23 protein-coding genes are annotated in these 23690 nt (G+C 64.5%); 13 read left to right on the top strand and 10 right to left on the bottom strand.

The annotated features are described in order from the left end of the window. Positions 1-121 precede the first annotated feature (121 nt). The 3 genes from FOC40_RS05335 to FOC40_RS05325 all read left to right on the top strand — a co-directional run bounded on the left by FOC40_RS05335 (position 122) and on the right by FOC40_RS05325 (position 1065). Entirely contained in the window at positions 122-337 is a 216-nt protein-coding gene (locus FOC40_RS05335; protein ID WP_003796397.1) for a DUF7455 domain-containing protein, read from the top strand. 156 nt (positions 338-493) lie between these two features. Then, positions 494-688: a type II toxin-antitoxin system HicA family toxin gene (locus tag FOC40_RS05330; RefSeq protein WP_165477727.1), complete on the top strand. Its 195-nt coding sequence runs from the start codon at positions 494-496 to the stop codon at positions 686-688. Beyond that, positions 685-1065, top strand: a complete 381-nt coding sequence (locus FOC40_RS05325) for a hypothetical protein (protein WP_003796393.1) — start codon at positions 685-687, stop codon at positions 1063-1065. Before FOC40_RS05330 ends, FOC40_RS05325 begins: the two co-directional genes overlap by 4 nt. Positions 1066-1423: 358 nt before the next feature. Here the strand turns inward: FOC40_RS05325 and FOC40_RS10675 are convergent, their stop codons facing one another. Further along, entirely contained in the window at positions 1424-1690 is a 267-nt protein-coding gene (locus FOC40_RS10675) for a hypothetical protein (RefSeq protein ID WP_231126075.1), read from the bottom strand. 383 nt (positions 1691-2073) lie between these two features. Between FOC40_RS10675 and FOC40_RS05315 the strand changes: the two genes are divergently transcribed. Continuing rightward, a complete protein-coding gene (locus FOC40_RS05315) occupies positions 2074-3234 on the top strand; it encodes a DUF262 domain-containing protein (protein WP_003796389.1) in 1161 nt (386 codons plus the stop codon). Next, entirely contained in the window at positions 3137-3748 is a 612-nt protein-coding gene (locus FOC40_RS10880) for an MAE_28990/MAE_18760 family HEPN-like nuclease (protein ID WP_419555121.1), read from the top strand. Before FOC40_RS05315 ends, FOC40_RS10880 begins: the two co-directional genes overlap by 98 nt. 587 nt (positions 3749-4335) lie before the next feature. Here FOC40_RS10880 and FOC40_RS10875 read toward each other — a convergent pair. The 8 genes from FOC40_RS10875 to FOC40_RS05275 all read right to left on the bottom strand — a co-directional run bounded on the left by FOC40_RS10875 (position 4336) and on the right by FOC40_RS05275 (position 13462). Then, complete coding sequence (locus FOC40_RS10875) at positions 4336-4506, bottom strand: transposase (protein WP_003796386.1); 171 nt, start codon at positions 4504-4506, stop codon at positions 4336-4338. 284 nt (positions 4507-4790) lie between these two features. After that, entirely contained in the window at positions 4791-5078 is a 288-nt protein-coding gene (locus FOC40_RS05305; RefSeq protein WP_003796382.1) for a ribbon-helix-helix domain-containing protein, read from the bottom strand. 101 nt (positions 5079-5179) lie between these two features. Then, entirely contained in the window at positions 5180-8767 is a 3588-nt protein-coding gene (gene smc / locus FOC40_RS05300; protein WP_155844124.1) for a chromosome segregation protein SMC, read from the bottom strand. Between the two features lie 20 nt (positions 8768-8787). Further along, entirely contained in the window at positions 8788-9258 is a 471-nt protein-coding gene (gene ndk, locus FOC40_RS05295; protein WP_003792595.1) for a nucleoside-diphosphate kinase, read from the bottom strand. Then, a complete protein-coding gene (dhaM, locus tag FOC40_RS05290) occupies positions 9255-10013 on the bottom strand; it encodes a dihydroxyacetone kinase phosphoryl donor subunit DhaM (RefSeq protein ID WP_003796372.1) in 759 nt (252 codons plus the stop codon). Before dhaM ends, ndk begins: the two co-directional genes overlap by 4 nt. Then, positions 10010-10651 (bottom strand): dihydroxyacetone kinase subunit DhaL, encoded by a 642-nt coding sequence (dhaL, locus tag FOC40_RS05285; protein ID WP_003796369.1) that lies wholly within the window; start codon positions 10649-10651, stop codon positions 10010-10012. Before dhaL ends, dhaM begins: the two co-directional genes overlap by 4 nt. Before the next feature lie 28 nt (positions 10652-10679). Next, entirely contained in the window at positions 10680-11672 is a 993-nt protein-coding gene (gene dhaK, locus FOC40_RS05280; protein ID WP_039929747.1) for a dihydroxyacetone kinase subunit DhaK, read from the bottom strand. A gap of 119 nt (positions 11673-11791) precedes the next feature. Next, positions 11792-13462 (bottom strand): bifunctional folylpolyglutamate synthase/dihydrofolate synthase, encoded by a 1671-nt coding sequence (locus FOC40_RS05275; RefSeq protein ID WP_003796366.1) that lies wholly within the window; start codon positions 13460-13462, stop codon positions 11792-11794. Positions 13463-13694: 232 nt separating this feature from the next. Between FOC40_RS05275 and FOC40_RS05270 the strand changes: the two genes are divergently transcribed. The 5 genes from FOC40_RS05270 to FOC40_RS05250 all read left to right on the top strand — a co-directional run bounded on the left by FOC40_RS05270 (position 13695) and on the right by FOC40_RS05250 (position 16463). Further along, positions 13695-14051 carry a 50S ribosomal protein L7/L12 gene (locus FOC40_RS05270; RefSeq protein ID WP_419555120.1) on the top strand — a complete coding sequence of 119 codons (357 nt, stop codon included), beginning with the start codon at positions 13695-13697 and terminating at the stop codon, positions 14049-14051. Between the two features lie 82 nt (positions 14052-14133). Further along, the gene (locus FOC40_RS05265; protein WP_003796361.1) at positions 14134-14544 is read left to right on the top strand and encodes a hypothetical protein; all 411 of its coding nucleotides are present in this window, start codon (positions 14134-14136) and stop codon (positions 14542-14544) included. A 38-nt stretch (positions 14545-14582) separates the two neighbouring features. Beyond that, complete coding sequence (locus FOC40_RS05260; protein WP_003796358.1) at positions 14583-15230, top strand: hypothetical protein; 648 nt, start codon at positions 14583-14585, stop codon at positions 15228-15230. 158 nt (positions 15231-15388) lie between these two features. Then, the gene (locus tag FOC40_RS05255; protein WP_231125974.1) at positions 15389-15931 is read left to right on the top strand and encodes a hypothetical protein; all 543 of its coding nucleotides are present in this window, start codon (positions 15389-15391) and stop codon (positions 15929-15931) included. After that, a complete protein-coding gene (locus FOC40_RS05250; RefSeq protein WP_039929746.1) occupies positions 15873-16463 on the top strand; it encodes a hypothetical protein in 591 nt (196 codons plus the stop codon). Before FOC40_RS05255 ends, FOC40_RS05250 begins: the two co-directional genes overlap by 59 nt. Positions 16464-16545: 82 nt before the next feature. On the opposite strand, the gene ileS is transcribed toward FOC40_RS05250, so the two are convergent. Then, complete coding sequence (gene ileS / locus FOC40_RS05245; protein ID WP_003796353.1) at positions 16546-19821, bottom strand: isoleucine--tRNA ligase; 3276 nt, start codon at positions 19819-19821, stop codon at positions 16546-16548. A gap of 403 nt (positions 19822-20224) precedes the next feature. On the opposite strand from ileS, the gene FOC40_RS05235 reads away from it, so the two are divergent. The 3 genes from FOC40_RS05235 to FOC40_RS05225 all read left to right on the top strand — a co-directional run bounded on the left by FOC40_RS05235 (position 20225) and on the right by FOC40_RS05225 (position 23669). Then, complete coding sequence (locus tag FOC40_RS05235; RefSeq protein ID WP_039929745.1) at positions 20225-21226, top strand: permease; 1002 nt, start codon at positions 20225-20227, stop codon at positions 21224-21226. After that, complete coding sequence (locus FOC40_RS05230) at positions 21223-22086, top strand: TIGR03943 family putative permease subunit (protein WP_003796349.1); 864 nt, start codon at positions 21223-21225, stop codon at positions 22084-22086. The genes FOC40_RS05235 and FOC40_RS05230 overlap by 4 nt, the downstream gene beginning before the upstream one ends. 134 nt (positions 22087-22220) lie before the next feature. Continuing rightward, a complete protein-coding gene (locus FOC40_RS05225; RefSeq protein WP_196773368.1) occupies positions 22221-23669 on the top strand; it encodes a sugar porter family MFS transporter in 1449 nt (482 codons plus the stop codon). Positions 23670-23690 lie beyond the last annotated feature (21 nt).

The following is a 23690-nucleotide window of genomic DNA, read 5'->3' as shown; positions in this document are numbered from 1 at the left end:
TGTTGGGGCATATTGAAGGAGGGTTTGTGCTCCCCGGTTCGTTGTATCGGCGTGCGGGCGATAGATTGCGCCCCGGGTGAACAGGGGTGCGCGGGGCGGGGTGATGGTGTGTGATGGAAGCATGAACGCACAGACTCTTGAACGCCCCGTACTGGACGAGCCGCAGCTCAGCGCGGCGAATCGTTGCGACGCCTGCGGTGCTCGCGCCTGGGTTCGTGCGACGATGCCTTCGGGTGGCCAGCTCTACTTCTGCGGTCACCACGCAAACGAGCACCTGCCCTCACTGGTGGGTGGCGGCGCACAGATCCTGGACGAGCGTCATTTCATGAACGACTGAGAGCGAGCCTCCCGCAGCGGCGGGACGCACGGCTTGCAGGCGCGGGCGGGGACCAACGGGTCCCCGCCCGCGTTTCGCAGGACAGCCAACCCCTACCTACCGAGCAATCACCGCAATCGCATTGCCCAACGAGTTAAGGGGGACTAAACTTGCGTCATGACGCGACCAATGCCATACCGCAAGCTGAAGCGAGAGCTCCTCAAGGCTGGCTTCGTCGCCCGCCAAGGAAAAGGGGATCACGAGGTCTGGTCGAAGGACGGTATCACAGTTGTTATTACACAGACCCGCGAAGTGTCGCCCGCATTAACACGACAAGCCCTTGAGGCTATCGAAAGGAGCAAACAGAAATGACGAGCATTATCGTCACCGCCCAGCGGTGGGAGAGCAAACTCGGTGGTGGCTGGGAGCTCCTAAACGACGACCATGCAATGACGCAGGTCCGACGCCTTTCCGACGCCCGACAGCAAGTGATCGATTACCTGGACACGATTGACCCAGATGTCAACCACCGGGACTGGGATATCACCATCATTCCAGCTATCCCACAGGCACAGTCCGTCAAAGAAGCAAAGGCTGCGACTCAAGATGCCATTGATGCCCAGGCAGCCGCTGCTGCTCAATCCCGCGAGGTCGCTCGTTCACTGCGCGCCTCAGGCCTGTCCATTGACGATACTGCCTGGATCATGGGCGTTTCCCGGTCCAGAATCTCTCAGCTGGCACGCGCGTAACTGGCTCTTCATAGTGCTATACGAATAGCGATTCCTATACGATCCTCCACTCACCGGTGCACTCTCCATCCTGAAAGCGCGCCGCGTCTGCCTCAAGATCAGCATCGGTGACGACGCAACCACCCGCAAGATGATAGACACCGGTCTCACATGCCTCGTGGGCAGTCATGCTTTGTTCATCGAACGCGGCCGGAGCACCTTTCTCGTCGTAGATATCGGCGTCCGTGCACCACGATTCCCTGACGTCATCGCATCGAGTCCTCAGCTCACCGAAAGCTGCCCAGTCAACGCCATTGTCGAAGCTGTCGCCTTGGTCCCACTCATGTGCGTCGCATCGTTCCACCATGCGTTAAGGCTATCAGCGACGCGTGACGGCACACTCCCCTAGTTCGTCAGGCGCTGAGACACCGCCGTCATGACGCAGCAACAGACCCCTATATATGACCCGATACACGCCAGTAAATTCATATCCCCCTCCATCGCGGGCCGCCTTGTCGGCCTCCTCGGCCCGGTACTGCCCGTCAGGGCCCGTATGGCGGGCGATCTCACGGCACACGACCGAGGGGCTACGCCCAATCAAGTGAGCGATGCGCGTTTTGGACAAGCCCACATTCACCCCCGCCATGATCGCCGCACGATCCTCGACTCCAAGCATCCGACGACACCCCACGATCAGCCACCAAACAGCATCACCACTACACGAAAATTGCTCACACCCTATGACACCGCCCTATGCCATTACGTCCAGACAAATGACACGAGAACGTCACCCCTTTTTGCACCACAAAGCTGGGCGAGGTGCTGCATGGACTCCAACTCACAACAAGACCGCACTCACAAGTTCTCCGCTCTGACTTGACACCACTAGGCAGATCCCTAAACTAAGTGATAGTGTAAACTAACGAAGAGTGTTCAAATCTCAGATCAACCATTGTTTGACAGGTCCAACCTATCCAACAATGTTACACAACGAGACTTCACACCCATCACAACGACGTAGGAGTCACATTGGTTAGCGAACTCAACGAAAACGAGAAAAACTACAGCCCCCTTCTCACAGAAGACGAAGAAGCGCAGATTAACGAAAATATTGCACCAGGCGACGTCGAACTAAGTTATAGAACACAAGACTTCACTGTAGACAGCCTCATTAGCCGCTTGGATAGCGGCCACATCATTATTCCTTCAAGCGATTATGATGCCGATGATCTCACGACCGAAAGGTTCCAAAGAGACTACGTCTGGAAAAAGAGTCAGATGGATCGCTTCATCGAGTCAATCCTCCTTGGATACCCACTCCCCGGCATCTTCCTTGTACGCCAGAGCCGAGACAACAAGCTCCTAGTCCTCGACGGACAACAACGATTGCGAACGCTCCAAGCATTCTACTCCGGAAAGTATATGCGCGGAAAAAGGCCTGCAGCATTCAAACTCGATAATGTTACTGAGAACTTCAGGGGACTCACGATCGAGACACTCCCTGCCTATCTTCGACGCGCACTTGACGACACATACATGCAGGGTACAATTATTGAGGCAAATAATGACCCCCACACACTCAGCGCAGTATATTCACTATTCGAGCGACTGAACACAGGTGGCACATTCCTAACTCCACACGAAATCAGAATTGCACTATTCTCTGGGCAACTATTTAGGGAATTAGATTCGATTTGCAACGACCATAGCTGGCGCACACTTTACGGAAATACTCCGACTCGAAAACGCGATCACGAACTACTTCTCCGCATTTTTGCCTTTTCAATGGAGGGTGAAAAGTATGCACCACCACTTAAAGGCTTTCTCAACCAAGCCGCTGAGAACTATAGCGACTTATCAACCGAAGCAAGCAAAGCGGCCATATCCGCACTGAAGATAGCAATCAATACACTCGCGTCTTCAATGGGATCAGATGGATTCAGACGATCGAGCACTCTGGTAAACGCCGCTGATGCAGAGGCTGTATTATCGACACTCACTCGCCATTTCATTGCCATGCCAGATAGTAACGTCTCCGCGGAAGTCATCAATAATTGGGTTAATCTTCTTCGGCAGGATCAGGCATTCCAAAATGCCACGAGCGTTGCGACAGCAAACCTGCAGGCTGCAACAACGCGCCGTACAATCGCCGATAACACTTTCCAACAAACCCTCGAAACAACCTTGTAAGCCCATGGCAGCAACAATACTTCAAAGAATAGCAGACAGAAAGCGAACCCTTCGCGGGCTACTCTCATATGCCAACACAAGCTCACTTAAACCAGAAGAGACCGAGGCGCTATCCGCCTTAATCGTTATCAGATCCTGCGGATACATTGAGTACGCATTTGAGAGCCTACTAGAACATTACGCCAAAATCCAATCAAGCCCCAACATTCAATCTTTCATTGCATCTACTCATGGCCAAGGTCGAAACCCTTGGCCAAGGACTCTCGAATCACGCCTCGAAGCATACTCTGGCAAATGGAGAGAGGATCTCTCGACACACTTATCTAACGTATCCATGAATGGAATTAACACCAACCGAGAAGTTCTCAGCAATTTAGTCACACTTCGAAACAAAATTGCTCACGGAGACTCTCAGCAGGCTTCACTGAGGACAGTGCTCAACTATCCCGAGTTTGCAATTGCCTTTGTAGAGGAGCTCGACAACATTATTCTTGAAGGAATTCAACGTTCATAATATAGAAACGCTAATCTTATTACCTTTTTGTCCGCAGCACCACGATTTTTACACATTTTCGCCGCGACCCCAAAGACTTCTCAGCGAGATTAGTTGCTTTCACAGCTTAGTCATTATTGTGAGCCCCAATAGGGCGCTTCATAATTGGACACAGTTGGGGTTTGAATCGGCCGATTTCGACGAGCGTTCGGATGATGTAGGGGCTAAGATTTCGGTATCTGAGAGTGGAGCTGCACAGGTGTTTGAGGCTACCGTTGATAGGTTCGGCGGGGCGCTTCGAAGTGTAAGGGTGTTGTCGAAGTAGGCCAGGATGTCACCTGCTCGGCCTTCGACTGTTTTACCAGCGTTATGAGCTCAGCCTGGTGGCACGGTACACGCGTGAAGGCCAGTGTGTTAGTTTCGGTTCGCATTAGTGCCTTCCCCGCGCGCGGGGCTGGCTCGTGGTAGGCGTCTGTCGGCCATGCGCTGTTATGCGCTTGCGGCAGCTTCTAGGGCGACATGCTCATCGCTGGCAAACGAGTCGAGTGCTGGTGTTGTTGACGTAGCGAGAGCTGGCACAACCTGGCATATAGCTTCCTGCGTGCCTTCTACAGGGGATCCTTGGCCCGCCCACGTCGAAAGTGATTCTTCCCGGTGCGTCTGCGGTACTTTTCGACAGCAATCCCCGCGCTGTGCACCACGTGGAAAGGGTCCATGCCCGCCCTTGCGCTAGGGAGATCCTCGGCACCAACGTACTTGAAACCGATGAATTCATCCACCGCGACGATTTCAATGTGGACGCGCCAGCATCGCGCTCACAGGTCGACTAGGTGTTAGCCACTTTTTCGGAGCGGCCCGTGATCATATTCAAAAGGCGGCAGGGACCACTGCGATTGGAACTGGGCGTCAAGTCCAAGATGATGGCGACACGCTTGTTGCCGAAGGGAGTATGCCTCCACGCATGTTTTCCAAGCCGAGGACACTGCCGCCTTATGCGTCCATCCGGATTTTATATAACGAGAAGGATCTGTAGCCACGCACTGGCGGTCGCTCTCCCATAACCTTATGTCTTCAGTGCTAGCAAGCCGTCAGAAATGAAACGACGCACAAGCTCGCTGCGGGTCTGACCGAGTTCCCCTGCCACCTTGTCGAGCTCTCGGACTAGGGATTCGGGCAGGCGCGTGCCGACCGGCATCGTGTCCTCGCCGAAGAGCTGCGGACGCCCAGGGAGAACCTTCCACGCTCCGTCGCATTCGCCCGCTTCGAAGCGCTGAGCATCCGCTTCAAGGTCGGCATCGGTGACCGTCATTCCTCCTGCAAGATGGTAGGTCCCCTCTTGCTTCTTGCTCATAGCCCTCTCCTCTCGGGTCCGAATATTTCTGTCATCATTTTCTTTGAAGGCGTTCTCATCGCGTGTAGAAGCAACGGCTTTTCCACACGAGGAGCACTCCCCTAGTCCGCGAGGCGCTGGGAGACCACCGTCGTGACGCCATCGCGCATCGTGACGCCGTAGAGGGCGTCCGCGATCTCCATCGTGCGCTTCTGGTGCGTGATGACAATCAGCTGCGAGGTCTCCTGCAACTCCTTGAAAATCGCCAGCAGGCGTGTCAGGTTCATGTCATCCAGGGCAGCCTCGACCTCGTCCATGACGTAGAACGGGGACGGGCGCGCCTTGAAGATCGCGACCAGGAACGCGATCGCGGCCAGGGAACGCTCGCCGCCCGACAGCAGCGACAGGCGCTTCACCTTCTTGCCCGCGGGCCGAGCCTCGATCTCGATGCCGGTCGTGAGCATGTCGTCCGGGTCGGTGAGCACGAGTTCGCCCTGGCCGCCCGGGAACAGCACGCCGAACACGTGCTCGAACTGCTCGCGCGTCTCGGTGAACGCCGACGCGAAGGCCTCCTCCACCAGGCGATCCACGTCTTGCACGATGCGCAGCAGGTCCGCTTTCGAAGCTTTGAGGTCCTGGACCTGGTCCACAAGAAACTTGTGCCGCGATGCCAGTGCCTCGTGCTCCTCGAGCGCCAGCGGGTTCACACGCCCCAGCTTCTCCAGATCCTTCTGCGCCTTGGCGAGCGCTCGCTCCTGCTCGGCGCGCACGTACGCGCTCGGCTCGGCGGCCGCAGCCTTCTCAACCTGGTCGGGGTCGAGCGGCAGCATCGGCACCAGCGTGTCCGGGCCAAACTCGGCGAGCAGCTGCTCGGGTTCGAGGGACAGCTCCTCGAGGGCGCGCCGCTGCAGGTCCTCGACGCGCAGGCGCGTCTGTTCGGCGGCGATCTGCCCCTGGTGGGCCGAGGCCGTGGCCTCCGACAGCTCCGCGCTCAGCCGGTCCAGGGCGCGGCGGGCGTCCGAGACCTCCTGGGAGACCTGGGAGCGCCGCTCACTCAGGCGGTCACGCTCGGCGGCAGCCCGGGACAGGGCTCGCTCTGCGGCCTCCAAGGCCACGCGCGCGGCTGCCTCCACGTCCGAGGCCGTGGCCAGCTCCGTCTTGCGCGCGGCCTCGCGCCGGGCGTAACGGGCGCGCTCCTCGCGCTCGGCGGCGGCTGCTTGTCGCAGGGAGCGGGCGCGGGAGGCGGCACGCCGCGATTGCTCTTCGAGGGCTCGCAGTGATAGGCGTGCCTCGTTTTCGGCCTCGCGGGCCTCGCGTGCGGCGCGGGAGGCTGCGTCCGCGCGGGCCTGGGCGTCTTCGAGGGATTCGGGCGGGCCGACAGTGTCGGCGCCGTCGAGGCGTGCGCGTGCGGCGTCGTCCTGCTCGCGGGCCCACGTGACCTGCTCGTCGGCGCGGCGTGCCACGTCGTGGGCGCGCTCGGCCTCAGCTCGGGCGGCCTGCGCGGCCGACTGGGCGCGGGCCAGCTCCTGGGCTTCCTTGGCGCGCTGCGCGTCTTCCTCGCGCAGGGCCTTCAGGGCGTCGTTTGCCTCGCGGATGCAGCGGTCCAGGTTCGCGTTTGCCTCGCTGAGCTGCTCGGAGACCTCGGCCATGCGGGCTTGGGCGGCCTCGGCCTGCGCGCACGCCTCCTCGTAGTCGGCGCGCACGGAGAGCACGGAGGAGGCCTGGCGGCCACCCTCCACCGACCACGAGCGCAGCACGTCGCCGCCCGACGTGACAACGGCGCGCACGCCGGGCACGTCCAGCACGTCAGCGGCGGCCTCAAGGGAGCATGCGACAACCCCGTCCAGCAGGGACGCGAGCGGAGCTGCGGCCCCCTCGCAGGCGATGACGTTGGCAAGCCACGTCGCACCCTCGGGCAGATCGGCGCGGACGGCCTCGCTGATCCCATCCGCGGGACCGTCGGAAGGACCGGAAGAATCAGATGCCACAACCAACCGCAGCGAGCGCCCTGCCGCGCGGGCAGCGTCCAGCTCGCCCAGGCCTCGGGCCAAGGAGTCGACGACGACGGCATCGGCGAAGGGGGCGAGCGCGGCGGCGACGGCGTCCTCGAAACCAGGCGTGACGTGCAGGAGGGGCGCGACCTGGCCGAGCACGCCGGGACGTCCCAGCAGCTCTGCGGTGCCATCCTCGGGGGCCAGCAACTGCTCGAGCGCGTCACGACGCGCCTCCCAGCGCGCGCGGTCGGCTCGGGCCTCGCGCTCGACGCCGAGCAGCTCGTCCATGCGGGCGCGTGCGGCGTCGCGCCGGGCTGAGGCCTCGGCGTGCGCGCGGGCCGCTCCCCCGTCTGCTTCTTCCTCGGGCGTGGCTCCCTCAGCGACAGAAGCGTCCACGCCAACGGAGCCCACAGACGAAGCGGGCACGGCCTTCTCGGCGGCCTCGGCACGCTCCTGAGCCGCGCGGTATGCGCTCCACGCGCGGTCGGCCTCGGCAATCGCGGCCTCCAAGCGAGAAGCGGCAGTGGAGGCGTCCCCCGTCAGGCGCGCGACCTTCTCGCGGTGATCGGCGATGACGCGGTTGACGCGGGCAAGCTCGCGGGACGCGGAATCGTCGGCGTCCTCGGCGGCCTCGCGCGCACGAGTCGCGGACGTCAGTGCGGAGCGCGCGGCTTCGACCTGGCCGGCCAGGGCTGCGTCCTCGGCGCCGGCGACGCGGGCGCGCTCGTCGAGCACGTTGGGATCCTCGCCGCCCGGTGGCAGCTCGGGGGTCGCCCGCAACGCAACCTTCTGAGTCGCAGCCATGAGCGTGCCGCGCAGGCGTTCGGTGATCGTGGTGAGCGCCTGCCAGTCGGAGGATGCCTGCTCAAGCGCGGGCGAGGACGCGCGTTCCGCATCCTCCAGGCGCGCGAGTTCGGCGCGCGCGGCAGCAATCTGCTCCTCGAGTGACGACCGGCGCGCGGCGGCAGACTCGTCCGAAGCCTCGAGCACGGACAGCTTCGACAGAGCCGACGCGAGGTCGTCGGCGAGCAGGCGGGCCTTCGCGTCGCGTACGCGCGCCTGAATGAGGGACGCGCGACGAGCAACCCGCGCCTGGCGGGCCAGGGGACCCAGCTGGCGGTGAATCTCGTTGGTCAGGTCCAGGACGCGCACGAGGTTCGCGTCCATGTCGGCCAGCTTCTTGAGCGCGCGTTCCTTACGCCGGCGATGCTTGAGGACTCCCGCGGCCTCTTCGATGAACCCGCGACGCTCCTCGGGCGTAGAGGACAGAATCGCGTCGAGCTGTCCCTGGCCGACGATGACGTGCATCTGACGGCCCATGCCCGTGTCGGAGAGGAGCTCCTGCACGTCCAGCAGCCTCGCCGGAGTGCCGTTAATGGAGTATTCGGAGCCGCCCCCGCGGAACAGGGTGCGGCTGATCGTCACCTCGGAATACTCGATGTCGAGCAACCCGTCAGTGTTATCGATCGTCAGGTCCACCTGGGCGCGCCCCAACGCCGCGCGCCCAGATGTCCCCGCGAAAATCACGTCCGCCATTTGCCCGCCGCGCAGCGCGCGGGCACCCTGCTCGCCCATGACCCAGGCGAGCGCGTCGACGACGTTGGATTTACCCGACCCGTTGGGGCCGACGACGCACGTGATGCCCGGTTGGAGGACGAGCGTGGTCGCACTGGCGAAGGACTTAAAGCCCCGCAGCGTCAGGTTCTTGAGGTACACCCTTGCAGGTTAGCCGCGAGTCAGTAAATCTCAGGGAACCACAGGGAGATTTCGCGCGTTGCGTTGTCCACAGAGTCCGAGCCGTGGATCAGGTTCTCCATGTGGGGGCTGTTCCATGCGCGACCCAGGTCACCGCGGATCGTGCCCGCAGGGGCCGTCGTCGGGTCGGTCGAGCCCATGAGGACGCGCATGCCCTCGACGACGCGCTGGCCTTCGACGATGATGGCGACGACCGGGCCGGAGCTCATGAACTCCAGGAGGCCCTCGAAGAAGGGCTTGTCCTTGTGGTCGGCGTAGTGCTCGGCGAGCAGCTCGCGGGAGGCGATCATGAGCTTGAGGCCCTTGATCGTGTAGCCCTTGGCCTCGATGCGGCGCAGGATCTCACCGGTCAGACCGCGGGCGTAGCCGTCGGGCTTCACGACGATGAGGGTGTGCTCCAGGGTGGGGTCGAGAAGGTGCTGGGGCTCCAGCAGAACACTCTTAGCGCTCACATTGTCTCCTTTGATGATGAGGGTTGCTCAGTTGCGCTTTCCAGCATATCTGTCAGGGCCGCAACCGCCGCTGTGGCGTCTGCCCCATTGGCCTCAATGTGGACGCTCTGACCTTGGGTAATACCCAGGGCCATGAGCTCCAGGACCGACCCGCCGTCCGCCCCGTTGACGGTGACCTCGGCGTCGAAGGTGCCCGCCAGGCGCACGAAGGCGGCGGCGGGTCGCGCGTGCAGGCCGACGGGGTCTGCAACGACCGCGTCCCCCTGCGCCCACATCGACGAGGCCGGGGACCCTCCCCCTGCCCCGCTGAGCTTCGCGGGAGCGGGTCTGGGCGCCTCCTGGGCGGGCACGTCGTCCACGCGGGGGGCCAGGGCGGCTGCGACATCGGCGACCTGGTCGAGGTCTTCGCCGAGCTGGGCCCGCACGGAGGAGGCGACGGCTCCTTCGACGAGGCAGGTGTCGACGAAGCGCACGCGCTCGGGCTCGTCGCTCATGTCGATGACGGATTCGACGGTCATCGTGGCCGAGCCGAGGTCGGTCAGGACGATGACGCCGCTTCCCTCCCCGTCCACGGCAGCAAGGGCGGCCTCGAGGGCCGTCTCGACGAGGTCGTAGGAGGTGCCGATGCGGCCGTCGTCCGTGCCCCCGGCGGCCTCAAAGTGCACGTCGGGGGCCATCTGGGCGGCCAGCTCGCAGACTCCTTTGGCCAGGGAGGCCGAGTGGGAGACGATGACGAAGGAGACGCGCACGCTCATGCTGCGCCGGCCTCGCCCGCCGCGCGCACGGCGGCGCGCAGGATGAGGGAGGTGGACACGGCGCCCGGGTCGAGGTGTCCGATGGAGCGTTCGCCCAGGTAGGAGGCGCGTCCCTTCGTGGCCCGCAGGGGTTCCGTCGCGGCGGCTCCGGCCTCGGCGGCGGTGGCAGCGGCCTCGAGGACGGCTGCGCCATCGCTACCGGACTCGGCGGCCGCGCGGGCGGCCTCGAGGGCCGGAGTCCACGCGTCCACCATGGTCTTTTCGCCCGTGGTGGCCTTGCCTCGCGCCTGGATTCCATCGAGCGCGCCCGCGATTACCGCTGCCACGCCCGCGCCGTCGAGTTCACCGTCACCGGCGGCCTTCGATGCGCGCAGGAACGCGGTCCCGTACAGGGGCCCGGCGGCGCCGCCGACCGTGGACATGAGGGTCTTGGCAACCGTCTTGAGTACCTCGGCGACGCTGCCCGGCTGGGCCTGGCCCAGGGCCTCGACGGCGGCCTTGAAGCCGCGGTCCATGTTCTCGCCGTGGTCGCCATCTCCGATGGCTCGGTCCAGGTCCACCAGGTAGTCCCGCTGTTCGGCCACATCGGCCGCTGCCAGTTCGATCCACCGGCGTGCCCACGCTGCATCTAGGCTCATCGTGTTTCTCCTTGTCCTGCCTCGTTGCTTACTTCCAGGCGACCGTGTTCACGGGCGCATCGAAGAGCTCGAGGAGCTCGTCGTCGGCGCGCATGAGGGTCACGGAGACTCCGGGCATCTCCAGGCTGGTGACGTAGTTGCCGACCATCTGGCGGGCAATCTTGATGCCGTCCTTCTTCAGCAGGGCGGCGAGGGCGCGGAAGCAGATGTAGAGCTCGGAGACGGGGGTGCCGCCCATGCCGTTGACGAGGGCCACGACGCGCTCGCCTTCGGCGAGGCCCAGGTCTTCGCGCACGCGCTCGTAGAGTTCGGCGACGAGACTGTCCGCGGTCTCCATGGCACCGCGGCGGTATCCGGGCTCGCCGTGGATGCCGATGCCCAGCTCAATCTCATCCTCGCCCAGGTCGAAGGAGGGCTTGCCGGCGTGGGGCACCGTGCAGGGGCCCAGGGCCAGGCCCATGGAGCGGGTCTGGTCGTTGACCTTGGTGGCAATGCGGGTAACCTCCTCCAGGGAGTCGCCGCGCTCGGCGGCAGCACCCGCGATCTTCTCCACGAAGATCGTTCCGGCGACGCCGCGACGCCCCGCCGTGTAGAGGGAGTCCTCGACGGCCACGTCGTCGTTGACGACGACCGACGAAACCTTGATGTCCTCCATGTCGGCCAGCTCGGCGGCGGTCTCAAAGTTGAGGACGTCGCCCGTGTAGTTCTTGACGATGTGCAGCACGCCCGCGCCGTGGTCGGCGGCCTTCGTGGCCTCCAGGATCGGGTCGGGGGTGGGCGAGGTAAAGACCGCGCCGGGCACGGCCGCATCCAGCATGCCTTCGCCGACGAAGCCCGCGTGCAGGGGCTCGTGTCCGGATCCACCACCGGAGACGAGGCCTACCTTGCCCTCAGCCTTGGGGACGTGACGGGTCACGAAGTCGGGCGAGTAATGGACATCGACGAGGTCGGGGTGGGCCAGGGCGAAACCTTCGAGGGTTTCGCGGACGACGGCGTGGACGTCATTGACGAGCTTCTTCATAATGCCTCCTTGCACATTGCTCATCTGTACTTGTATGCGTGATCAATCGTGCCACCTTTGAGCACGAAATCCCAACCGTGGCGGCCGCCACGATGCGGCCGCTCTGGTTGGGTTCCATCCTAGCGGGGGCTGTGACCGGCGAGGGCCAGCATTTCCCCGGCGAGCATGACCGAGCCAAACACGAGAACTCCGCTACGATCCGCAGGCTCGGCCCCGGCCTCGGCGATCTCGGCTGCACGATCGACCGCGTCGGCCAGCGACTCGCGCACGTCTACCCGGTCAGGACCGAAGACCTCCTCAGCGATCTCGGCCAGACGCGCGATGTCAGCCGCGCGCTCGCCCGGCATCTGCGTGACGACGAGGTGATCGATGAAGGGTTCGACCTCGGACAGGACGCCCTCGACGTCTTTGTCCCCCATCGCCGCGTACACGCCCGCGATCCGCGCGAACCCAAAGGAGGATTCCACGGCCTCGCGCAGGGTGGCCGCACCCGCGGGGTTGTGCGCGGCGTCCACGATGATCGTGGGCGAATGACGCACGACCTGCATGCGTCCCGGGCTGGAGGCGTTCATGAGGCCCTGCTCGACGATGCGGCCGTCCAGGCCGCGTCCACCCATGAAGGCCTCGACGGCGACGAGGGCCGCCGCCGCGTTGTGCGCCTGATACTGGCCGAACAGCGGGACGAACACGTCCTCGTAGACCGCGGAGGGCGTGCGGATCGTGACCATCTGGCCGCCGACGCCCATCTGACGATCCACGACCTCGAAGTCGCGGCCCTCGACGCGGGCGATCGCGTCGACGGAGCGCGCCTGCTCGAGGAGGATGTCGAGGACTTCCTCCTCCTGCGCCATGATGACGACGACCTGGCCGGGCTTGATGATGCCGGCTTTTTCGCGCGCGATTTCCTCGATCGTGGAGCCGAGCCACTTCGTGTGGTCCAAGGCGATCGGGGTGATAACGGAGACGCCCGCGTCGATGACGTTCGTGGCGTCCCAGCGCCCGCCCATGCCGACCTCGACGACGGCGGCGTCGACCGGATAGTCGGCGAAGGCCGCGTACGCCATGATCGTGAACACCTCGAAGAAGGACAGGCGAGGGCCGCCCTCCTGCGCGCTGCGCTCGTCCACCATGCCGACGTATGGCTCGATGTCCTCCCATGCGCGCACGAAGCCCTCGCGCGTGATCGGGTGGCCCTCGAGCGAGATGCGTTCGCGCACGTCGAGCAGGTGCGGGCTCGTGAAGCGGCCCGTCTTCATGCCGAAAGCAGTAAGGAGCGAGTCGATCATGCGCGACGTGGAGGTCTTGCCGTTCGTACCCGTGATGTGGATCGACGGGTAGGAGTTCTGCGGGTCGCCCAGGATGTCCAAGGCGAGCGTCACGCGATCGAGCGTGGGATCAATGTCGTGCTCGGGTGCGCGCGCGACGATGGACTGGTAGATCTCCTGCACGCGGGCATCCAGCGCAACGTCCTCCTCGGCCTTCGCCAGCGCGGCCTCGTGGGAGGCGCGCTCGTCGCGTGCCTCGACGGCGTCGTCGGCGAAGTCCTCGTCCACCTCACCCTCAATCTCGGCGAGGACGGAGGGGTCGGGGCCCACCAGCAGCGAGTGCTCGACGAGGGCGCGCAGCGCGGCCTCGCGTTCGCTCTCCTCAGCCTGAGGGTCGGTGCCCTCCCCCGCCTCGGTGTCCTCGACCTCGTCGGCCGCTTCCAGGTACGGGATCAGGTCGGCCGGGATGCCGCCCTGCTGGTCCTCGTGGGTGGGGTCTTGCCCGAAGAACGATTCGCCTGCCATGTTTCCTCCGCTGCTCGCAGTGTCTTCGCTATTTTACCGGGCCAGGCACGGCGGGCGGCTTGTTCCGCCGGTCACGGCGCGTTGTCGCGCACAGTCCGCGCGTCGTCATTGACGAGGCCGGGGCGGGGTACCCCCGAACCTACACATTCTCCGCGGGGAGCTCGTCGTCAGCGCGCCGGCGAAGACAGGTAGGATGAAAGCCTTCACGATGATCTATTTCAGGAGGCAACACGTGGGTAAGTGGTTTGGTCAGGCATCCGAAATCGAGGAGCTGCGCGCCGAGAACCAGCGACTCAAGGAACAGGTCGCGACCCTCGAGGCGCGACTGCGCGCCGCCTACGCGGACGCCGGGGTCGCGGCCCTCGCCGGATCATCCTTCCCCTCTCCCGAGGCGGCAGTACCGCAGGCCTCAGTTCCTGCCTTCCCAGCCGGTGCACCCAACCCGACCACGGCCTCGTTCCCGGAGCTGAGCGCCGCCGAACTCCAGATGATCGCCGAGGGCAGGGTCCTCAACGCCATCAAGGCCTACCGGGACCGTACCGGCGTCGACCTGAAGACAGCGAAGGCGGCAATCGACGCCGCGCGCTGACGATTCCCTCATGCTGGGCGAGCCAACCGCTCTGATAGGATGCCGACCACACAGACATCCTCAATGACTCGAAGGATTCCCCATGCTGCTGGCAGGTCTCACCGAAGAACCGGGCTGGATCCGATCCAGCTTCAACCTCACGTACCGCGTGCCGTGGGAGAAACTGACCCAGGGCGTGCGTGGGGTCTACCCCTACATCGAGGACGCCGAAGTGCAGGTCGACGGCGAGCCCCTCCATTTGTCCGCGCCCGAGGATCTGCTGGCCATTCACGAGGCTTCCAGCGTCATGATCCGAGGCATGTCCCCCATCCTCAAGGCGCCGATCATGCTGACGTTCTTCAACCAAAAGCCGTTCGTCAACGTCGCGATCGGCCGGGTCAACGAGGAATTCCAGACCACCGACTACGAGAAGTTCAACAAGTCGATGTGCCAGTTCATGGACTCCATCGAGATCATGATGCACGTCCCGCCGGCCACGCTGCCGAAGGGCTGAGCCCCGAACGCACCCCCGGAAGCGAGAGGAACACAGGCATGCACCTGGAAGGGCATCACGAGGACGGCGGCTGGCTCCTGTCCACCTTTACCCTCACGAACCGAGTCTCGTGGGAGATGATGCTCCAGGCGGTCTACGCCGCCTTCGAGTATTTTGCGGACATCACGATCTTCGTGGACGATCAGTCCGTCAAGCTCGAGTCCCGCGCCGACGTGCTCTCCATCCCCGAGGCTCGAAGCATCGGGATCGCCGGCGAGTCCGTGGTGGTCAAAGAACCGATGATCATCATCTTCTACAACCAGGTGCACTTCATCAACCTGCGTATTCGGTGCGGCAACGACGACCTGCGCGACCTCGACTACGAGGGCTTCAACAAGATCGTGTGCCCGATCGTCGACGCCATCGAGCTGGCGATGTACCAGGAGCCCGTGCCCACGCCCGTCAAGGACGACGCTACTGAAGAAACCGAAGACGCCGAGGAGGAGAAGCGGGCTGAGGCCTCGGCCGCCGAACCCCCGATCCCCCCGCCGCCAGCCACAGAACCACAGGACAGCGTGACTCCCGCCGACGTCCCTGCACCGGGCGCCGAACCGCCGATTCCCCTCCCGCCGGCCGAGGCCTCGGCCCCACCGATCCCATCCCCCGCGCCTGCACCGAGAAAGAGGAGTGAGTTCCGATGCAACTAGAGACTCCTTCGCCCGACGACAAGCGGCGCACCGTCCATCAGACACACATTTTTCCCACGCGTGGACCCGGCCCAGGCGACGTACTGCCCAACGCGGCGCAGGGCCTCGGAGAGCGCTACCGGTGCGGAGCTGACGTGACCGGCGCCATGGAACTCCAAATGGCCGAAGGCACCGACCCTCACATTCGGTCGACGGCCGACTGGATGCGCTCGCGTTTCTCGCAGCCCGGCACAATCTGTCCGGTATGGCGCGACGACCGCGACCACGGCGAAATCCCGGGAACCAACCGCTATTTCCGCGACAAAGACGAGTTCATCGAAGCCTTCGACATCGAGGGCCTGGACCACATCGGGCACGTCGGGGCGCGCAACCTGACGCCCATCATCAAGGGGTTGATCTTTCCCTCGGAGTTCCGATCGGGTCCACCCGCCAACTACAACGAGCTGTACCGCCAGTTCCGCTTCACCGAAAACCCGTTGCCCGAGGACGTCGCCATCGAGATCTGCCTGCTCGACGAGGACATGGGTTCCCACGGGCAGGTCCCACAGGTGCGAATCATCGAAAAAGTCATGATCGGCGGCTGGGCGCCCATGACGATCGACGAGCTCATCACGCAGAACATCATCGAAGGAGTCTCCGAGCATGTTGGGGAAATTGGAAGAATTGATTGGAAAGATCTGTTCGGATACTTCCGTCGCTAAAGCCGACTTCCAGCAGGGATACGGGTACGGGTATTCGTTCTCGACCTACAACACCGATTTCTTCACCGTCTGGGAGATGTCGGGCTACTACCGTTTCAGCTGGTCCGAACGTCACCCAAGCTGGCGGTTCACCATGGACACGCGCAACGAGACGCTGGCCAGCTACGTGCTGGTCACCCAGGTCGGTGCGCTGCGTCGCGCACGGCTGCGCCAACGCCCCATCGTGATCCCGGGTGAGGCTCCCTCACCGCAGCAGTGGACGATCGCGGACACGCGGTGGCCGCGAGTCAAGCGATACACGAGCGCCACCGACCCGACAATGGTCGTCGAGTCAGTCAATAGCCTCGAACTGCGTCAGACTCTGTTCGCCACACAGTTCCCGCTTGAGGACTACGTCGACTCCTTCATGGATCCGGACGCGAATCCCGTTCTCGCCCCGTATCTCTCCTCGGTCGAGCCGCACCTGGAACACCTGCGCCACGCGGGCGTGAAGCTGCCGTCTGACGCCGATTACCTGGAAGGCACTCGCTAAGCAGGGAATCTTCCCCGACACGATGCTCACAGAAACGGGCGGGCCGCGCTCTCGCGCAGCCCGCCCGGCTCAGTAACAGCACTCAGTGCTTGGCGACGCTCACCGCGAGCTTGTCGCCGGCCTCGACCGTCAGCGACAGAGCGAGGGTCTCGGTGGCGATCATGTCGCGCCAGGTCTCCACGTCGGCCACGTGCTCGGCGGGAACCGTCAGCGACAGGTCGATGCGGTCCGCGATGTGCAAGCCGGCGTTCTTACGCTCATCCTGAACGGCGCGCACGACGTCGCGGGCGTACCCCTCGGCCTCAAGCTCGGGGGTCAGCTCCGTATCGAGCACCACGAAAGTACCCGACGCCAGCACGTCCGCGACCTGGCCCTCGGCGGCGTCCACGGAGGTGGACACGGAGAACATGTCGCCCGTGAGCACCAGCGGCGCCCCATCCAGCTCGACGGAGCCGAAACGGCACTCGCCGTCCACGACCTCCCACTCACCGGACTTCTGAGCCTTGAACAGCTGGCTCGTCAGCTTACGAACCGCCGGTTCGAAGGCGCGCGGGTTCAGCGCCAGCTCGGTGCGAACGCTCAGACCCGAGTCCTGCGGCGCGGAGAAGACCACGGACTTCACGTTCACCTCGGAGGCAATCAGGTCCGCGAAGGGCTCCAGCGCAGCGAAGTCCTCCGACACGACCAGCAGCGAGGCCAGCGGCTGGCGCACGCGCAGCTGATGCGTCTTACGCAGCGCGTGTGCTGCCGACACGATCGAACGAACCTCGTCCATCGCGGCGACCAGCTCGGGGGCGTCCACGGCCTCGTCGATGACGGGGAAGTCTACGAGGTGCACGGACTCGCCGCCCGTCAGGCCTCGCCAGATTTCCTCGCTCAACAGCGGCAGCAGGGGCGCCGCCAGCTCCATGAGCGTCACGAGAGCGGTGTACAGCGTGTCAAACGCGGCGCCATCCTCGTCCCAGAAGCGCTGACGCTGGGTACGCACGTACCAGTTCGTCAGGACGTCCAGGTAATCACGGATCGCCTCGCACGCGCCGGCCACGTCGTAGCCGTCAAGCGCGCCGCGCACATCCTCGGCGAGGGTGCGGGTGTGGGCCAGCAGGTAGCGGTCCATCTGCGCCAGCGCGGCCACGGCCTCGGGCGACGACAGATCGATGCGCGAGGCCTCGTAGCCCTCGCCCTTGTTGCAGGCACCCGCGTACAGCGTGAAGAAGTAGTAGGTGTTCCAGATGGGCAGCAGCACCTGACGGACGGTGTCGCGGATCGACTCCTCCTTGACGATCAGGTTGCCGCCGCGCACGACCGGGCTCGACATGAGGAACCAACGCATCGCGTCGGAGCCGTACTTGTTGAACACCTCGGCCACGTCCGGGTAGTTACGCAGCGACTTACTCATCTTCAGGCCGTCGTCACCCAGGACGATGCCGTGGGAGACGCAGGAGCGGAACGCCGGGCGATCGAAGAGCGCGGTCGCCAGGACGTGCAGCGTGTAGAACCAGCCGCGCGTCTGACCGATGTACTCGACGATGAAGTCGCCCGGGTAGTGGTTCTCGAACCACTCCTGGTTCTCAAAGGGGTAGTGCACCTGCGCGAAGGGCATCGAGCCGGACTCGAACCAGCAGTCGAACACGTCGGAGATGCGACGCATCGTCGACTTGCCCGTCGGGTCGTCCGGGTTCGGGCGCGTCAGGGAGTCGATGAAGGGACGGTGGAAGTCCGTGACCTTCACGCCGAAGTCGGCCTCGAGCTCCGCGATGGAGCCGTAGACGTCGGTGCGCGGGTATGCCGGATCATCCGAGACCCACACGGGGATCGGCGCGCCCCAGAAGCGGTTACGCGAGATCGACCAGTCACGGGCGCCCTCCAGCCACTTGCCGAAGATGCCGTCCTTAGTGTGCGAGGGGGTCCAGGTGATCTCCTGGTTGAGCTCCACCATGCGATCGCGAATCTCGGTGACGCGGACGAACCACGAGGACACGGCCTTGTACATGAGGGGCTTGCGGCAGCGCCAGCAGTGCGGGTAGGAGTGCACGTAGGACTTCTCGCGCACCAGCACGGCGCGGATCTCGGGGGCGCGGCGCGCGATCGGGCCACCCTGCTCGCGCAGGTCGGCGACCACGTAGCGGTTCGCGTCGAAGATCTGCATGCCCTCGTAGTCGCTTACCTCGGAGGTGAAGACGCCGCCCTCGTCGACGGGCAGAACGACGCCGATGCCGTACTCCATGCACGTCCACATGTCGTCCTCACCGAAGGCGGGGGCCTGGTGGACGAGGCCGGTGCCGTCCGTGGTCGTCACGTAGTCGGCGGCGATGATGGACCAGCCGTTGGGGCCGGGAGCGCCACCCTCAGCGCGGCGCTCAGGGGTGTCGAAGTAGTCGTAGATCGGGTGGTAGTGGATGCCCACCAGCTCCGAGCCCTTGTAGGTGGCCACGACGGTGGGTTCCTCGCCCAGCTCCTTGGCGTAGGCGGGGATCAGGTCGGTGGCGATGAGGACGCGCTCGCCAGCGAGCACACCCTCGTGGTCGGCGGCAACCTCAACGAGGGAGTACTGGATCTCCGGGCCCACGGCGACGGCCGAGTTCGACGGCAGCGTCCAGGGCGTGGTCGTCCAGATGAGGGCCAGCTCGGGGCGCGCCGAGTCCTCGCGCAGCTTCGTCTCGAGGCGCAGGCCCACCGTCACCGTGTTGTCGGTGCGGTCCTGGTACACGTCGTCGTCCATCTTGAGCTCGTGATTGCTCAGAGGCGTGCGGTCGTTCCAGCAGTAGGGCAGGACGCGGTGACCCTGGTAGGCCAGGCCCTTGTCGTAGAGCTGCTTGAACGCCCAGATCACGGACTCGGTGTAGGACATGTCGAGCGTCTTGTAGTCGTGCTCGAAGTCCACCCAGCGGGCCTGGCGGGTGACGTACTCTTCCCATTCCTTCGTGTAGCGCAGAACGGAGGAGCGGCAGGCGGCGTTGAACGCCTCGATGCCGACGCCACCCTCACGGGTGATCTCGGTGACGTCCTCGATGCCGAGCTGGCGCTGAGCCTCGAGCTCGGCGGGCAGACCGTGCGTGTCCCAGCCGAAGCGGCGCTCGACGCGGTGGCCTTTCATAGTCTGGTAGCGGCCCACGACGTCCTTGACATAGCCGGTCAGGAGGTGACCGTAGTGGGGCAGGCCGTTGGCGAAAGGCGGGCCATCGTAGAACACGAACTCGTTGGAGCCATTCTCGCCGGCGTCGCGCATCTCAATGGATTTGCGGAAGGTGTCGTTGTTGGCCCAGAAGGCCAGGGTGCCCTCTTCCATCGCGGGGAAGGAAGGGCTGGGGTCCACCTCGTCTTGCCGGTGGCGGGGGTAGAAGCCGTGCTTCGTCATGAGTGTCCTCGTCTCGCGCCTATACAGGGACGAGGACCGGCGTCGCCGGCACCCGCGGTACCACCCCGCTTGCCGCTCCCTCACGGGCCGCGGCCGCTTCGTTGGGGCTATGTCGGGCCCTCCCGTCCGGTTCTACTGGAGGGGACGAGGCCGTGGCCGGCTGTCGCTGCCCTCTTTCTTCCGGATGCTCCCCGGTGATACCCCGCTGGAGCGGGCCGGATCGTAGCGAAAAACCAGTGTAGCGAAGAAACTCCGGCGCGCCCACTGGGCGGAACGTCTGTCTGCACACAGCGCGACCTCGGGCGCTTGGCCTCGCGTACGCAGGCGGCGCCCTGGTGGGCCGTGGTCGGCGAGTGAGCGGTGGGGCACGCAAGGCCTAGCCTAGAGTTGTAGGGTGAGTGTAATGGATACGAAACGCCCTGCGCGTCCCTGGAGTGTGCTTGTCGGCGCGCTCGTGTTGGTGGCGCTGATTGCCGTGTGGGCGGCGCAGGGAACCCTGGCCGGATCGGGTGTGCCCGTTGGTCGCGCGGCGACGATCGCCGTGGGCATGACCCTGCAGGCGATTCCCTTCCTGCTTCTGGGCGTGTTCGTCGCAGAACTCATCGAGGCCTTCGTCTCCCCCGCCCTGATCGCGCGCGTGTTTCCGACGAACCCTGTGGCGTCCGTGTTGACCGCTCTCGTCGCTGCTTTCCTTCTTCCCGTCTGCGATTGCTCGGCGGTGCCGATCTTTCGTTCACTGCTGCGCAAGGGCGTTCCCCTGTCGGCGGCGACCACTCTCATGCTGGCTTCCCCCGCGATCAATCCCCTGGTGATTGCATCAACGTATTACGCGTTCGGCTCGTGGGCGATTGTGGGTGCGCGCATTGGGCTGAGCATCATCGTCGCGTTGTCGGTAGGCCTGTCGATGCTGGCTTCTCCTCCGAGCGCCCTGCGCGAGGAAGCCCACCTCCACGACGGGGACTCGTGCGGATGCGACGGCGGCTGCGAGACGCCGGACCGCTCGTTCTCTGGCATCCTTGGCGCGACTGGCCATTCCTTCGGGCGAATCCTGCCCTATCTGCTGGGCGGTGTGGCCGCCTCGACTGCGGCGCAGGTGTTCTGGCCGGTGTCTTCCCTGCTCGCGGGCCTGCCCGCTCCCGGTGCCCTGGCGCTCATGATGGCGGCGGGCTTCGCCCTGTCGCTGTGTTCCTCTTCGGACGCGGTGATCGCGCGTTCGCTGGCCTCCCTCGCGCCGCAGGGGGCACTCATGGGGTTCATGGTCTACGGCCCGATGATGGACGTAAAGAACGTGGCGCTGCTGTCCTCGCAGTTCCGCGGCGCATTCGTGCTTCGCCTGTTTGCGACCGTCACGTGCATCGCCGCCGCCGTCATTGGTGGCGCCTGGTGGATGGGGGTCCTCGCGTGAAGCTCATCGACCGCATCGCCCCCGTCCTCGAGTCGCTCTCTCTCGCGTCCCTCGGCGGCGTGCTGCTGTGGCTCGCCATGTCTGGCCGCTATGCGTCCTTCGTGCCCCCGTCGGCACGCTTGGGCATCATCGCGTCCAGCATCGGCCTGTTCGCCTGCGCGCTCGCACTCTCCGCGCGCATCGACGCCGGCGAACACAAGAGCGCGGACACGGCCACCTCCTACCGGGCCATGACGCGCAGCCTCGTCGCCCTCCTGGCTGCCGCCCTGCTCATCCTCCCCTTCCGCGTCTCCCCCTCCGAGCTGGCCGCGGGCGCGATTGGCGCACGCCCCACCTCTGGCGGATCCACCATCGACGCGGACACCGACGATTCGACCGAGGACACCCCCGGGACATCCAACGACGCAGCGAACGGGGGCACAAACCCAGCCAGCGGCAGTGGCAGCCAGAACGCGGGCGCGGGGCAGGCCTCGTCGAGCGGGAAGCTGGAGCTCACGACCGACAACTTCTATTCCCAGGTGGAGGAGATGATCGCCAACGGACGCGCGCACGATGGTCAGCGTGTCGAGCTGACTGGCTTCGTGCTCAGTGCCGAGGCCGCGAGCGCCCAGGCGTCGATTCCGCGTGTGACGGATGAGGAGAGCTTTGCGGTGGCGCGTATGGCTATTTGGTGTTGTGCGGCGGATGCGTATCCGGTTGGGTTTGCGGTGCGGTGGGCTGGGCCTGCTCCTGCGGCGGATAGCTGGGTGCATGTGAGCGGTACGCTGCGTGTGCGCGGTGGGAAGGCGCTGGTCATTGATGCTGATTCGGTGACGCCGGCACAGACGCCGAATCCGGAGTTCGTGGTTCAAACGCGCTAAAGACACGCTTTTTAGTGACCTAGTTCACTACATCTGTTTATGTCCGTTACTTCGGACACAAACTTGCGCGCGTACGGTGAATGAAGCGCACACGGCAGGCGCGGGCGCATCACCACACCTTCAAGGATGAAGACATGTCATCGACAACCACACTCACACCCCGCGACAAGCAAGCGAGGCGCTACGCAACGACTCTCGCTCTGATCGCCACCCTCGGCCCCTTCTTCTACGGATTCGAGGGCATGGTCCTCAACGCCGCCATCAAGGCCGTGGGATCCACCTTCGAGCTCGGCCCGATCCTGCAGGGCGTTGCGGGCGCGGCAGGTGTCATCGGCGGCCTGATTGGCGCCCTCGCCGCGGGTCGCATCTCCGACAAAATCGGCCGCAAGACCACTCTCATGTGGGTCGGTCCCTTCCTGCTTGTTGAGGCCCTCCTCGGACCCATCTCTCCCCTACTCGGTAGCCTCGGCTATCCCTTCCTACTCCTGACCCGCATCATTGGCGGCATCGGCTTCGGCGCGGCGACCACGGTTGCCCCCGGCTACGTCGCCGAGATCGCGCCCGCTGACATCCGCGGGCGTCTCATCGGCTTCCGCCAGCTCGCGATCATCCTGGGCCTGTTCTTCGCCGGCCTCATCAACACGGCGGTCGTCTCGATCACGGGTGGCGCTGCCAAGCCGGCGTTCGGCGGCCTCATGACATGGCAGGTCCTCTTCGCCTGCCTCATTATCCCGGCCCTGCTCTTCGTGGTGTTTACGGCGAAGATTCCGGAGTCTCCCCGTTACCTCGTGTCCGTGGGCCGCACCAAGGAGGCCGAGGAGATCCTGGCCAAGCTGTCCGGCGAGGAAGACCCCGCGGCCCGCGTCGAGGCCATCGCCCAGTCCCTGACGATCACGGGCGGTGCGAAGCTCTCGATCGGACAGATCCTATCCTCGCAGTGGCGCGGCCTCGTGTTTGTCGGCATGGCGATCGCCGCGTTCCAGCAGCTGACCGGTATCAACGGCGTCTTCTTCTACTCGAACTCACTGTTCGCCGCCGTCGGCTTCACCGAGTCGATGGCCCTGGCCCAGACCCTGCTCATCACCGCCTTCAAGATCGTCGGTGTCCTGTCGGGCATCATGCTGGTGGACCGCGTGGGCCGCAAGCGCATGCTGATCTACGGCGGCACCCTCATCTTCGTCTCGCTCGGCATCGTGGCGACGGTCTTCACGGTCGCCCCCACCATCGACGGCAAGCCGGATGTCGCGGACTCCCCCGTCCTGGCATTCCTGGCGGTCGCGGCCCTGTGCACGTTCCTGCTCGGATTCACCTCCTCGTGGGGCCCCATCTTCTCCATCGTCATGGGCGAGATGTTCCCCAACTCGATCCGCGGCGGCGCCATGTCGCTCGCGTCGGGTGCCGACTTCCTCGTCAACTTCCTGGTCGTCCTCCTCTTCCCCTTCCTCATCGCCTGGTCGCCGGCCGGCACCTACTGGATCTACTGCGCCTTCGGCGTCCTAGCGGTCATCTTCACGGCGAAGTTCCTCACCGAGACCAGCGGCGCCGAGCTTGAAGACATGGACAAGGTCGTCGCCCAGAAGTGAGCGCTCTCCCCTTCGATTTCA

The organism is Schaalia odontolytica (assembly GCF_009730335.1).
GTDB classification, from domain to species: domain Bacteria; phylum Actinomycetota; class Actinomycetes; order Actinomycetales; family Actinomycetaceae; genus Pauljensenia; species Pauljensenia dentiphila.
This window is presented reverse-complemented; position numbering and strand designations above follow the sequence as displayed.

Excerpts from the sequence above, each read along its gene's own strand:
- FOC40_RS05305 (WP_003796382.1), bottom strand. The coding sequence starts at position 5,078 with ATGAGCAAGAAGCAAGAGGGGACCTACCATCTTGCAGGAGGAATGACG.
- dhaL (WP_003796369.1), bottom strand. The coding sequence starts at position 10,651 with ATGAGCCTAGATGCAGCGTGGGCACGCCGGTGGATCGAACTGGCAGCG.
- FOC40_RS10880 (WP_419555121.1), top strand. The coding sequence starts at position 3,137 with ATGCCACGAGCGTTGCGACAGCAAACCTGCAGGCTGCAACAACGCGCC.
- FOC40_RS05335 (WP_003796397.1), top strand. The coding sequence starts at position 122 with ATGAACGCACAGACTCTTGAACGCCCCGTACTGGACGAGCCGCAGCTC.
- FOC40_RS05235 (WP_039929745.1), top strand. The coding sequence starts at position 20,225 with ATGGATACGAAACGCCCTGCGCGTCCCTGGAGTGTGCTTGTCGGCGCG.
- FOC40_RS05325 (WP_003796393.1), top strand. The coding sequence starts at position 685 with ATGACGAGCATTATCGTCACCGCCCAGCGGTGGGAGAGCAAACTCGGT.
- FOC40_RS05260 (WP_003796358.1), top strand. The coding sequence starts at position 14,583 with ATGCACCTGGAAGGGCATCACGAGGACGGCGGCTGGCTCCTGTCCACC.
- dhaK (WP_039929747.1), bottom strand. The coding sequence starts at position 11,672 with ATGAAGAAGCTCGTCAATGACGTCCACGCCGTCGTCCGCGAAACCCTC.
- dhaM (WP_003796372.1), bottom strand. The coding sequence starts at position 10,013 with ATGAGCGTGCGCGTCTCCTTCGTCATCGTCTCCCACTCGGCCTCCCTG.
- FOC40_RS05330 (WP_165477727.1), top strand. The coding sequence starts at position 494 with ATGACGCGACCAATGCCATACCGCAAGCTGAAGCGAGAGCTCCTCAAG.
- ileS (WP_003796353.1), bottom strand. The coding sequence starts at position 19,821 with ATGACGAAGCACGGCTTCTACCCCCGCCACCGGCAAGACGAGGTGGAC.
- FOC40_RS05275 (WP_003796366.1), bottom strand. The coding sequence starts at position 13,462 with ATGGCAGGCGAATCGTTCTTCGGGCAAGACCCCACCCACGAGGACCAG.
- FOC40_RS05265 (WP_003796361.1), top strand. The coding sequence starts at position 14,134 with ATGCTGCTGGCAGGTCTCACCGAAGAACCGGGCTGGATCCGATCCAGC.
- FOC40_RS05225 (WP_196773368.1), top strand. The coding sequence starts at position 22,221 with ATGTCATCGACAACCACACTCACACCCCGCGACAAGCAAGCGAGGCGC.
- FOC40_RS10675 (WP_231126075.1), bottom strand. The coding sequence starts at position 1,690 with ATGGCGGGGGTGAATGTGGGCTTGTCCAAAACGCGCATCGCTCACTTG.
- FOC40_RS05250 (WP_039929746.1), top strand. The coding sequence starts at position 15,873 with ATGTTGGGGAAATTGGAAGAATTGATTGGAAAGATCTGTTCGGATACT.
- FOC40_RS05255 (WP_231125974.1), top strand. The coding sequence starts at position 15,389 with ATGGCCGAAGGCACCGACCCTCACATTCGGTCGACGGCCGACTGGATG.